This is a genomic window from Bacillus sp. SYZHCR11, from assembly GCF_057196865.1.
Window position 1 is genome coordinate 974,458 of sequence record NZ_JBXUND010000002.1, and the last position, 12,305, is coordinate 986,762.

The 12,305-nt window shown below is 44.2% G+C and carries 11 protein-coding genes; 7 read left to right on the top strand and 4 right to left on the bottom strand.

From position 1 onward, the window contains the following. Nucleotides 1–157: 157 nt before the first annotated feature. The 4 genes from jag to rpmH all read right to left on the bottom strand — a co-directional run bounded on the left by jag (nucleotide 158) and on the right by rpmH (nucleotide 2,345). A complete protein-coding gene (gene jag, locus AC2CGA_RS11655) occupies nucleotides 158–799 on the bottom strand; it encodes an RNA-binding cell elongation regulator Jag/EloR (RefSeq protein ID WP_004392953.1) in 642 nt (213 codons plus the stop codon). After that, entirely contained in the window at nucleotides 796–1,545 is a 750-nt protein-coding gene (gene spoIIIJ, locus AC2CGA_RS11660; RefSeq protein WP_007409906.1) for a YidC family membrane integrase SpoIIIJ, read from the bottom strand. Before spoIIIJ ends, jag begins: the two co-directional genes overlap by 4 nt. 160 nt (nucleotides 1,546–1,705) lie before the next feature. Further along, the gene (gene rnpA, locus AC2CGA_RS11665; RefSeq protein ID WP_004392944.1) at nucleotides 1,706–2,056 is read right to left on the bottom strand and encodes a ribonuclease P protein component; all 351 of its coding nucleotides are present in this window, start codon (nucleotides 2,054–2,056) and stop codon (nucleotides 1,706–1,708) included. Nucleotides 2,057–2,210: 154 nt separating this feature from the next. Beyond that, complete coding sequence (gene rpmH, locus AC2CGA_RS11670) at nucleotides 2,211–2,345, bottom strand: 50S ribosomal protein L34 (RefSeq protein WP_003178075.1); 135 nt, start codon at nucleotides 2,343–2,345, stop codon at nucleotides 2,211–2,213. A 620-nt stretch (nucleotides 2,346–2,965) separates the two neighbouring features. On the opposite strand from rpmH, the gene dnaA reads away from it, so the two are divergent. From dnaA to gyrA, 7 genes are all read left to right on the top strand, one after another. Then, a complete protein-coding gene (dnaA, locus tag AC2CGA_RS11675) occupies nucleotides 2,966–4,306 on the top strand; it encodes a chromosomal replication initiator protein DnaA (protein ID WP_004392913.1) in 1,341 nt (446 codons plus the stop codon). A gap of 184 nt (nucleotides 4,307–4,490) precedes the next feature. Then, nucleotides 4,491–5,627: a DNA polymerase III subunit beta gene (gene dnaN, locus AC2CGA_RS11680; RefSeq protein ID WP_004392911.1), complete on the top strand. Its 1,137-nt coding sequence runs from the start codon at nucleotides 4,491–4,493 to the stop codon at nucleotides 5,625–5,627. A 134-nt stretch (nucleotides 5,628–5,761) separates the two neighbouring features. Beyond that, the gene (gene rlbA, locus AC2CGA_RS11685) at nucleotides 5,762–5,977 is read left to right on the top strand and encodes a ribosome maturation protein RlbA (protein ID WP_004392910.1); all 216 of its coding nucleotides are present in this window, start codon (nucleotides 5,762–5,764) and stop codon (nucleotides 5,975–5,977) included. Nucleotides 5,978–5,992: 15 nt separating this feature from the next. Beyond that, a complete protein-coding gene (recF, locus tag AC2CGA_RS11690) occupies nucleotides 5,993–7,105 on the top strand; it encodes a DNA replication/repair protein RecF (protein ID WP_024084783.1) in 1,113 nt (370 codons plus the stop codon). Nucleotides 7,106–7,122: 17 nt separating this feature from the next. After that, nucleotides 7,123–7,368 (top strand): extracellular matrix regulator RemB, encoded by a 246-nt coding sequence (gene remB, locus AC2CGA_RS11695; protein WP_004392908.1) that lies wholly within the window; start codon nucleotides 7,123–7,125, stop codon nucleotides 7,366–7,368. 59 nt (nucleotides 7,369–7,427) lie between these two features. Further along, nucleotides 7,428–9,344 carry a DNA topoisomerase (ATP-hydrolyzing) subunit B gene (gene gyrB / locus AC2CGA_RS11700; protein WP_004392900.1) on the top strand — a complete coding sequence of 639 codons (1,917 nt, stop codon included), beginning with the start codon at nucleotides 7,428–7,430 and terminating at the stop codon, nucleotides 9,342–9,344. Between the two features lie 215 nt (nucleotides 9,345–9,559). Then, the gene (gene gyrA, locus AC2CGA_RS11705; protein WP_004392898.1) at nucleotides 9,560–12,019 is read left to right on the top strand and encodes a DNA gyrase subunit A; all 2,460 of its coding nucleotides are present in this window, start codon (nucleotides 9,560–9,562) and stop codon (nucleotides 12,017–12,019) included. Nucleotides 12,020–12,305: the final 286 nt, after the last annotated feature.

Consider the following 12,305-nt stretch of genomic DNA (forward strand, 5'->3'; position numbering starts at 1 on the left):
CTTTAACTTATCCACATGTGAATAACAATTAATTTTATTTCCTAAAACCTTTTTTATCAACAGCATAGACCGAAAAAGAAAAAACTTAAACGCAAAAAATGCGATTCTGCTCAGGAATAGAGCCATTTTTACCAATAAAAAAACCGAAGTTCCGATTTTACCCGGACTTCGGTTTTCTGCTATCTTTATGGGAAATAACGAGATGGCGGTACCGGCCTTCACCGGTAGAAAACGTTTTGATATTTGGATGCTTTGACAGCGCGTCATGGATGATTTTTCTTTCACCTGACGGCATCGGTTCTAAATGCACCTCTTTTTTCGTTTTCGACACTTGCTTGGCCAGCCTGTTTGCCAGCTGATCCAGAATTTCTCTTCTTTTCCGCCGATAATTCTCAGCGTCGACAACGGCTTGGCGATACTGGCCGGAGCCGCGGTTCAAAACAAGCTGCGTCAATGTTTCCAAGGCATTGAGTGTTTGTCCTCTTTTGCCAATAAGCAGCGCCGCTTTTTCACCTTTAATGTGAAAACAGACTGTTTTCTTGTTTTCTTCCGTAACAATCTCAGAAGGCCCGGCAATGGAATGGATGATTTCTTCTAAATACGCTTTCGCTTCCTGAACAGGATTTCTTTTCTCTTCCAGTTCTACGATCGCATTCTTTTTTCCGAAAATACCCAAAAACCCTTTATATTCTTCTTGCACCACCGTTATTTCTACTTGATCTTTCGTCAGTTGAAGTTCCTGAAGGCCTGATTGAACTGCTTCTTCGACATTCCGTCCCGCAGCAGTCACCTTCTTCACTTTTTCTTTCCTCCGGCTTTCTGCGTTTCCGGATCGTGTTTAATGTCAGGTCCTTTAATAAGGAATGTCTGAGCAATCATAAACAGGTTTCCGACTACCCAATACAGAGAAAGCGCGCTCGGGAAGTTGATCGCAAATACGATGATCATGATCGGCATAATCCATACCATCATTGCCATTTGAGGATTCTGAGTCGGATTTCCCGCCATCATCAGCTTCTGCTGGACAAAAGTGGCCACACCGGCAACGATAGGAAGAATATAGTAAGGATCCTTCTCTCCTAAATCAAACCATAAAAAGCTGTGCTGTGAAATGGCTTGCGTACGCATAATGGCGTGGTAGAATCCGATCAAAATCGGCATTTGAATCAGGATCGGGAAACATCCCGCCAGCGGGTTTACCCCGTGCTTTGAAAACAGGGCCATTGTTTCCTGCTGAAGCTTCTGCTGCGTTTTTTGATCTTTAGAGCTGTATTTTTCTCTGAGCTTCTGCATTTCAGGCTGCAGCGCCTGCATCGCTTTTGAGCTTCGAAGCTGCTTGATCATCAGCGGCAGAATCAGCAGACGAATTAAAATCGTAACGATGATGATCGACAAACCATAGTTATCGCCCGTCAGTTTCGCTACGTACGTAATGACTTCTGACAATGGATACACAACATATTTGTCCCAGAAATGCGGACTATTCGCCGTAATCGGCTCTTTCACACTCGAGCACCCGGCCAGCAGCACGAGCATACCGACCATACTCAGTAGTAACCATATTCTCCTTTTCAAGAACGTTTCCTCCTATACCAATCTTTATAAACCTTGTATGTATTTTAGCATCTTTCAGTTTCAAATGGCGTTCATTTTTCGCCAAATAAAAGGAAGCGCTTTTAAAAACGTGAAGAAAACAAAATATGAGCTATTTTGACGAAGATTTCTTATATAATGAGGTTTTTCTGAATAAGTGCTGCAGACTCTTTTTCGTTTCTTCAAAACTGAGGTCGCCGGCGGGTTTTCTTGCGATAATAATAAAATCTTTCGGCTTGAGCAGCTCTTTTTCCTCCTGAACCGCCTGCCTGATTAACCGCTTCACCCGATTGCGCACGACGGCATTGCCGATTTTTTTACTGACAGAAAGCCCTACCCGGAGCTCTTCCTGTTTCGGCTGATCAAGCGTATACAGCACGAACTGGCGGTTTGCCATAGACGTTCCGCGTTTAAACACTTTTTGAAAATCTTCATTTTTCTTTAACCGATTTCGCTTCTTCACTTTAATTCACTCCGATATTCACTCGCAGAAACTTTTATTTCTATCTAAAAAAAACGGGCCGCCGGAATACTGAAGAAATTTCTCCAGTACCGGGCGACGCATGACATCTCTTTTCTCTTAATGTGAAAAAAGACCACTGACATTATTCAGTGGCCTAAGCTGATAATACTTTTCTGCCTTTGCGGCGACGGCGTGCTAATACTAGACGACCGTTTTTTGAACTCATACGGCTTCTGAAGCCATGAACTTTACTGCGTTTACGGTTATTCGGTTGGAATGTTCTTTTCATTTATGACACCTCCCTCGAGGAATAGCTGTTAAAGACAGTCTTACTTATTATATTTGTGCTGCCTATTCATTGTCAACTTCAGCAGTGCTTTTATTTCTTACAACCATAATAGGATAACATACCTTAACCAGATTAGAAACCTTATTTTTCATATTCCTTTTTTTAACGCACAAAAAAGCCGCGCTCCCCCGAAAAAACGACATGTGGATAATTTTTTGGTCTTTTTTTAATATCCACAATCGTTATCGACAACATTTTCACATTGCTAACCCCTGTGGACAAAGATTTTTCAACAAGTTGTCAGGTTTGTGGATAAGATTACGAGAACCATTGCAAGTCCTCGCTTAATTTGATATTATATTTGTGTTTTAACTCTTAATTACTTATCCAGTCCATTCTCTTTATCCACAAATTGTGGATAAGTTGTGGATTGTTTTCACACAGCTTGTGTAGATTGTTGTCCACAACTTGTGGAATTTGTCGAAAAGCTATTTTTCTACTATACTATATGTTTTCAACATTTCGTGTGTACGAATGGTCAGAGCCATATGCTCTTTTTTTGTGTTCTATAACAGGGGAAGGGCGCTGATTTTTAAAGAAAAGGAGGGCTGTGCCGGATAATGGAGAATATATTGGATCTTTGGAATCAAGCTCTAGCTCAAATTGAGAAAAAGCTAAGCAAACCGAGTTTCGAAACTTGGATGAAGTCGACGAAAGCCCATTCGCTGCAAGGAGATACCTTAACCATCACCGCTCCCAATGAATTTGCCAGAGACTGGCTGGAGTCCAGGTACTTACATCTCATTGCAGATACCATATATGAATTAACCGGGGAAGAATTGAGCGTCAAATTTGTCATTCCTCAAAATCAGGACGAAGAAGACTTTTTGCCGAAACCGCAAGTGAAAAAAGCGGCAAAAGAGGAACCGTCTGATTTTCCCCAAAGCATGCTCAACCCGAAATATACATTCGACACATTCGTCATCGGATCGGGAAACCGATTCGCCCATGCAGCATCACTGGCTGTGGCGGAAGCACCCGCTAAAGCGTACAACCCTTTATTTATATACGGGGGAGTCGGTTTAGGAAAAACCCACTTAATGCACGCGATCGGCCATTATGTCATTGATCATAATCCTTCAGCCAAAGTGGTGTACCTGTCTTCTGAAAAATTCACAAATGAATTCATCAACTCAATCCGCGATAATAAAGCCGTTGATTTCCGCAACCGCTACCGGAACGTTGATGTACTTTTGATAGATGATATTCAATTTTTAGCCGGAAAAGAACAAACACAGGAAGAGTTTTTCCATACATTCAACACGCTTCATGAAGAAAGCAAACAAATCGTGATTTCCAGTGACAGACCGCCGAAAGAGATCCCGACCCTTGAAGACCGCCTGCGTTCGCGGTTCGAATGGGGATTGATTACAGACATCACACCGCCGGATCTGGAAACGCGGATTGCCATTCTGAGAAAGAAAGCGAAGGCGGAGGGCCTTGATATTCCGAACGAGGTCATGCTTTACATCGCCAATCAGATTGACAGCAACATCCGCGAACTGGAAGGGGCATTAATCCGGGTTGTCGCCTATTCATCCTTAATCAATAAAGACATTAACGCAGACCTGGCTGCAGAAGCATTGAAAGATATTATTCCGTCTTCTAAGCCGAAGGTCATTACGATAAAAGAGATTCAGCGGATTGTCGGACAGCAGTTCAACATTAAGCTTGAAGATTTCAAAGCGAAAAAGCGTACGAAATCTGTGGCTTTCCCAAGACAAATTGCGATGTATCTTTCAAGAGAAATGACGGATTCTTCTTTGCCTAAAATCGGGGAAGAATTTGGCGGGAGAGACCATACAACCGTCATTCACGCCCACGAAAAGATTTCAAAACTGCTGATTGATGACGAGCAGCTTCAGCAGCAGGTGAAAGAAATAAAAGAACTGCTTAAATAATAGTGCCCTCGGATGAATCGGGGAAAGTGTGAATAACTTTTTCATAGCCATGCACAGTCTGTCCACATGTGGATAGGCTGTGTTTCCTGTCTTTTTCACAACTTATCCACAAATCCACAGGCCCTACTATTACTACTGCTATTTTTAAAATATATTAATTATATTATCCGTTAGGAGGATAAACATGAAATTTACGATTCAAAAAGATCGGTTAGTCGAAAGTGTACAAGACGTTCTAAAAGCCGTTTCATCCAGAACCACAATTCCCATTCTCACCGGTATTAAGATCGTCGCCTCAGATGAAGGAGTATCTTTCACAGGAAGTGACTCTGATATTTCAATTGAGTCATTCATTCCGAAAGAAGATGATGATAAAGAAATCGTGACGATCGATCAGCCGGGAAGTATCGTGCTGCAAGCGCGTTTCTTCAGCGAAATCGTTAAAAAACTGCCGATGGCGACTGTTGAAATCGAAGTTCAAAATCAATATTTAACGATTATCCGTTCCGGAAAAGCCGAATTTAATTTAAACGGCCTTGATGCAGATGAATATCCGCATCTACCGCAAATCGAAGAGCATCACGCCATTCAGATTCCGACGGATCTTTTGAAAAACCTGATCCGCCAAACCGTGTTCGCTGTGTCCGCCTCAGAAACACGCCCCATCTTGACAGGTGTAAACTGGAAAGTTGAAAACGGTGAATTATTATGCACTGCCACGGATAGCCACCGACTCGCTTTAAGAAAGGCGAAGCTTGATATTCCGGAAGACAGTACTTATAACGTGGTCATTCCCGGGAAAAGCTTAACCGAGCTGAGCAAAATTCTTGATGACAGCCAAGAGCTGGTGGATATCGTCATTACAGAAACCCAAGTTCTGTTCAAAGCGAAAAACGTATTATTCTTCTCAAGATTGCTTGACGGAAACTATCCGGACACGACCAGCTTAATTCCGCAGGAAAGCAAAACGGAAATCGTCGTGAACACGAAGGAATTTTTACAGGCGATAGACCGTGCTTCTTTATTGGCGAGAGAAGGCCGCAACAACGTTGTAAAACTTTCTGCCAAACCGGCGGATTCGCTTGAGATTTCATCAAATTCTCCGGAAATCGGGAAAGTGGTCGAAGCTGTGCTGGCTGACAAGATTGACGGCGAGGAATTAAATATTTCATTCAGTCCAAAATATATGATGGACGCACTGAAAGTACTTGAAGGAGCGGACATCCGTATCAGCTTTACGGGAGCGATGAGACCGTTTCTTATCCGTACGCCGAATGATGAGACTATCGTTCAGCTCATCCTTCCGGTCAGAACGTATTAATCAAACAGAATGTGCTGCCGGCTTAGTTCGGCAGCTTTTCTATTCATCAGCCGCTCCCTCAAGTTTTCCCTTTCCTTATTTCAGGATTTTTTAGTACAATTAGATATTAGTGATATTTGAAAGAGGTCGATATTATGGCAAATCCGATTTCGATTGATACAGAAATGATTACGCTTGGCCAGTTTTTAAAATTAGCCGATGTGATTCAGTCCGGCGGCATGGCGAAGTGGTTTCTGAGCGAGCATGAGGTGACTGTCAACAATGAACCTGACAATCGCCGCGGCAGAAAGCTTTACGTTGGAGACGTGGTCGCGATTGAAGGATTTGGTTCATTTCAAGTCGTCAATTAAAGCGGGTGACAGCGGTTGTATATCCAAAATTTAGAATTAACATCCTACCGTAATTATGAGCGCGCTGAGCTTCAATTCGAAAACAAGGTGAATGTGATCATCGGGGAAAATGCCCAGGGCAAAACCAATCTGATGGAAGCCATCTATGTCCTTTCGATGGCAAAATCACACCGCACCTCAAATGACAAAGAACTTATACGGTGGGACGAAGACTATGCTAAAATAGAAGGAAGAGTGATGAAGCGCAACGGGGACATCCCGATGCAGCTTGTCATCTCCAAAAAAGGTAAAAAGGGCAAGGTCAATCATATAGAGCAGCAAAAACTCAGTCAGTATGTCGGAGCGCTGAACACCATTATGTTTGCCCCTGAGGATTTAAATCTCGTCAAAGGAAGCCCTCAGGTGAGGAGAAGATTTCTCGATATGGAGATCGGTCAGGTTTCTGCCGTTTATCTGTATGATTTATCTCTTTATCAAAAAATCCTTTCACAGCGGAATCATTTTCTGAAACAGCTGCAAAGCCGGAAACAGACTGACCGGACCATGCTTGACGTTCTCACTGATCAGCTGATCGAGGCAGCCGCAAAAGTTGTCGCCAGACGTCTGCAGTTTACGGCGCAGCTTGAAAAATGGGCACAGCCGATCCATTCCGGCATTTCCCGGGGACTTGAAGAACTGACGCTTAAGTATCACACGGCGCTTGATGTATCAGATCCCAAAGATTTGTCGAAAATAGGTAACAGCTACCAGGAGTCTTTTTCGAAATTAAAAGAAAAAGAAATAGAACGAGGCGTCACATTATTCGGACCGCATCGGGATGATGTCCTTTTTTATGTGAACGGACGCGATGTGCAGACTTACGGTTCGCAGGGACAGCAGCGTACGACGGCTTTGTCTCTGAAGCTGGCTGAAATAGATTTGATTCATGAAGAAATCGGAGAATACCCCATTTTACTTTTGGATGATGTACTAAGCGAGCTGGATGATTACCGACAGTCCCATTTGCTTCATACGATCCAAGGCCGTGTGCAGACATTTGTCACCACGACGAGCGTGGATGGCATTGACCACGATACCTTACATCAAGCAGGAATGTTCCGTGTGGAAAACGGTGCGTTAGTGAAGTGAAGAAATGAGGTGAGCGATTGTATATTCATTTAGGTGACGACTTTGTCGTTTCAACCCGCGATATCGTCGGCATTTTTGACTGCAAGGTCAATGTATCGCCGATCGTTGAAGAATTTCTGGACAGACAGAAAGAAAAAGTAGTGCCGTCCGTAAACGGCACGCCAAAGTCTATCGTAGTCACGACTGAGAATATATATTACTCTCCCTTATCTTCCGGCACACTGAAGAAACGTGCGCAATTTATGTTAGAAATAGATTCTTAGCGGATCTTTACAATGAATATATTATCGTTTAAGAAAAGTGTAGGTGAATGTGCATGGCTATGGAACAGCAGCAAAATAGTTATGATGAGAATCAGATACAGGTATTAGAAGGTTTGGAAGCTGTTCGAAAGAGACCGGGGATGTACATCGGATCAACTAACAGCAAAGGCCTTCACCATTTGGTGTGGGAAATCGTCGACAACAGTATTGACGAAGCCCTGGCCGGTTATTGTACAGATATTAACATCGAGATTGAAAAAGATAACAGCATTACCGTTAAGGACAACGGGCGCGGAATTCCGGTCGGTATCCAGGAGAAGATGGGCCGCCCTGCGGTTGAAGTCATCATGACCGTTCTCCACGCCGGCGGTAAATTTGACGGAAGCGGATATAAAGTATCCGGCGGTCTTCACGGTGTAGGGGCATCCGTCGTAAACGCCTTGTCGACCACTCTTGACGTTACGGTTCATCGTGACGGAAAAATCCATTATCAGGCGTACGAGCGCGGTGTACCTGTGGCCGATCTTGAAGTGATCGGCGAAACTGATAAGACCGGAACGATTACGCACTTCGTTCCGGACCCGGAAATTTTCAAAGAAACAACTGTATATGACTATGATCTGCTTTCAAACCGTGTCCGGGAATTGGCCTTCCTGACAAAAGGCGTAAACATCACGATTGAAGACAAACGTGAAGGACAAGAACGGAAAAACGAGTACCACTACGAAGGCGGAATCAAAAGCTATGTTGAGTACTTAAACCGTTCCAAAGAAGTCGTTCATGAAGAGCCGATTTATATTGAAGGCGAGAAAGACGGCATAACGGTTGAAGTTGCATTGCAATACAACGACAGCTATACAAGCAATATTTATTCTTTCACAAATAATATCAACACATACGAAGGCGGCACGCACGAGGCCGGATTTAAAACCGGTCTGACCCGTGTCATAAACGACTATGCAAGAAGAAAAGGGATTTTCAAAGAAAATGATCCGAATTTAAGCGGGGATGATGTGAGAGAAGGGCTGACTGCCATTATTTCAATTAAGCACCCTGATCCGCAATTCGAAGGGCAGACGAAAACCAAGCTCGGCAACTCCGAAGCGAGAACGATCACTGATACGCTGTTTTCTTCTGCGCTGGAAACATTCCTTCTTGAAAATCCGGACTCAGCCCGCAAAATCGTTGAAAAAGGTTTAATGGCCGCAAGAGCGCGGATGGCGGCGAAAAAAGCCCGGGAATTGACCCGGCGCAAAAGTGCGCTTGAGATTTCCAATCTGCCGGGCAAACTGGCGGACTGTTCTTCTAAAGATCCGAGCATTTCCGAGCTGTATATCGTAGAGGGTGACTCTGCGGGCGGATCAGCGAAACAGGGACGGGACCGTCATTTCCAAGCCATTCTGCCGCTGCGCGGTAAGATTCTGAACGTTGAGAAAGCCAGACTTGATAAGATTCTCTCAAACAATGAGGTCAGATCAATGATCACGGCCCTCGGAACAGGAATCGGAGAAGATTTTAATCTTGAAAAAGCGCGTTATCATAAAGTGGTCATCATGACGGATGCCGATGTTGACGGCGCCCATATCAGAACGCTTTTATTAACGTTCTTCTACAGATACATGCGGGAAATCATCGAAAACGGCTATGTCTACATTGCCCAGCCGCCGCTTTATAAAGTGCAGCAGGGAAAACGGGTGGAATACGCTTATAACGATAAGCAGCTTGATGAGCTGTTAAAAGAGCTTCCGCAATCACCTAAGCCCGGCCTCCAGCGTTATAAAGGTCTTGGAGAAATGAACGCGACTCAGCTTTGGGAAACAACAATGGACCCTGCGACCAGAACGCTTCTGCAAGTCAATCTTGAAGATGCAATGGACGCTGACGAGACTTTTGAAATGCTGATGGGTGACAAAGTAGAACCGCGGAGAAACTTCATAGAAGCGAACGCCAGATACGTGAAAAATCTTGATATTTAACCAAGAAAGCCTTATTTTCGTTAAGAAATAAGGCTTTTTTCTCAAAGCGGCTTCTAAAGCCTCTGAAAACCCGCAAAACCCGTATATTCTACTAAATTAATGTGTATAAACACAAGTTTATTGATATAATGGAGAATAGTGAAATCGTATTGAAGATCATAATGGACAATCTACTCCCACATTATTTCATGTGATACTTCAGGGAGGTTTTTTTAATGAGTGAACAAAACACACCACAAGTACGTGAAGTCAATATCAGTCAGGAAATGCGGACATCTTTCCTGGACTATGCAATGAGCGTTATCGTATCCCGGGCGCTTCCGGATGTGCGTGACGGTCTGAAGCCGGTTCACAGACGGATTTTGTACGCAATGAATGATTTAGGCATGACCAGTGACAAACCATATAAAAAATCTGCCCGTATCGTCGGTGAAGTTATCGGTAAGTACCACCCGCACGGTGACTCAGCGGTTTACGAATCAATGGTCAGAATGGCGCAGGATTTTAACTACCGCTACATGCTTGTTGACGGACACGGCAACTTCGGTTCGGTTGACGGCGACTCAGCGGCCGCGATGCGTTACACAGAAGCGAGAATGTCAAAAATCGCAATGGAAATTCTGCGTGACATTACGAAAGACACGATTGACTATCAAGATAACTATGACGGTTCAGAAAGAGAGCCTGCCGTCATGCCTTCGAGATTTCCGAATCTGCTCGTAAACGGGGCTGCCGGTATTGCGGTCGGAATGGCGACAAACATTCCCCCGCATCAGCTTGGGGAAGTCATTGAAGGCGTGCTTGCCGTAAGTGAGAATCCTGAGATTACAAACCAGGAGCTGATGGAATACATCCCGGGCCCGGATTTTCCGACTGCAGGTCAGATTTTGGGCCGGAGCGGCATCCGCAAGGCATATGAATCCGGACGGGGATCAATCACGATCCGGGCTAAGGCTGAAATCGAAGAGACTTCATCGGGAAAAGAAAGAATTATTGTCACGGAACTTCCTTATCAGGTGAACAAAGCGAGATTAATTGAAAAAATCGCGGATCTTGTCCGGGACAAAAAAATCGAAGGAATTACCGATCTGCGAGACGAATCCGACCGTAACGGAATGAGAATCGTCATTGAGATCCGCCGTGACGCCAATGCTCACGTCATTTTGAATAACCTGTACAAACAAACGGCCCTGCAGACGTCTTTCGGAATCAACCTGCTGGCGCTCGTTGACGGACAGCCGAAGGTACTAAGCCTGAAACAATGTCTGGAGCATTATCTTGATCACCAAAAGGTTGTGATCCGGCGCAGAACGGCTTACGAACTCCGCAAAGCGGAAGCGAGAGCTCACATTCTGGAAGGTTTAAGAATTGCTCTCGATCATTTAGATGCCGTTATTTCTCTTATCCGCAATTCCCAGACGGCTGAAATTGCGAGAACGGGTTTGATCGAACAATTCTCACTGACTGAAAAACAAGCGCAAGCCATTCTGGATATGCGCCTTCAGCGATTAACCGGTCTGGAGCGCGAAAAGATTGAAGAGGAATATCAATCACTTGTTGCGCTTATCGCTGAGCTGAAAGATATTTTAGCCAATGAAGAAAGAGTTCTTGAGATCATCCGTGAAGAACTTAATGAAATCAAAGAGCGTTTCAATGATGAGAGACGCACTGAAATCGTGACGTCCGGTCTTGAAACAATTGAAGATGAAGATCTTATCGAGAGAGAAAATATCGTCATCACACTGACCCATAACGGCTATGTTAAACGTCTCCCGGCGTCCACATACCGCAGCCAAAAACGGGGCGGAAAAGGCGTACAGGGAATGGGAACGAATGAAGATGACTTTGTGGAACACTTAATTTCCACATCAACGCACGATACGATTCTGTTCTTCTCTAATAAAGGGAAGGTATACCGTTCTAAAGGATATGAAATCCCTGAATACGGCCGTACGGCAAAAGGCATTCCGATTATTAACCTTCTGGAAGTTGAAAAAGGCGAATGGATTAATGCCATTATTCCGGTCAGCACGTTTGATGAGGAGCAATACCTCTTCTTTACGACCAAACAAGGGGTGTCGAAACGTACGGCACTGTCCCAGTTTGCGAATATACGGAATAACGGTCTGATCGCCCTAGGTCTCCGGGAAGACGATGAACTGATGGCCGTCCGCCTGACTGACGGCAAGAAACAAATCATCATCGGAACGAAGAACGGTTTGCTGATCCGTTTCCCTGAAGAAGATGTAAGACAAATGGGACGCACAGCTGCGGGTGTTAAAGGTATCACGCTGACAGACGATGATGTCGTTGTAGGCATGGAGATTCTTGAAGAAGACTCCCATGTCCTCATAGTGACAGAAAACGGCTACGGCAAACGCACACCGGCTTCAGAATACAGAGTTCAAAGCCGGGGCGGAAAAGGCCTTAAAACATGTAAAATCACTGACAGCAACGGTCCGTTAGTAACTGTGAAAGCAACAAAAGGCGAAGAGGACTTAATGATTATTACGGCAAGCGGCGTGTTAATCAGAATGGATATTAATGATATCTCCACTACGGGACGCGTAACACAAGGCGTCCGTCTGATCCGCATGTCTGATCAAGAGCATGTAGCCACTGTGGCGCTTGTGGAAAAGAATGAAGAAGAGCCGGAAGAAACGGAAGAAGTATAAACGAAAAAGCGCAGCTGCAACAGGCTGCGCTTTTACTATATAAAGAAATGAAAAAAAGCTTTGACACATGGTGATGATGCTGATATAATTCTTTTTGTTGTCTTTTTAATAGAAAGGCAAGCCTAGCGAAAATATTTTTTAAAAAAGTATTGACCTAGCAAACTGAAAATGTTATGATTAAGAGGTCGCTTCGAGAGGGGCGGAAAAGTTCTTTGAAAACTAAACAAGACAAAACGTACCTGTTAATTCAAAGTTTTAAATAAATCGCACAGCGATGTGCGTAGTC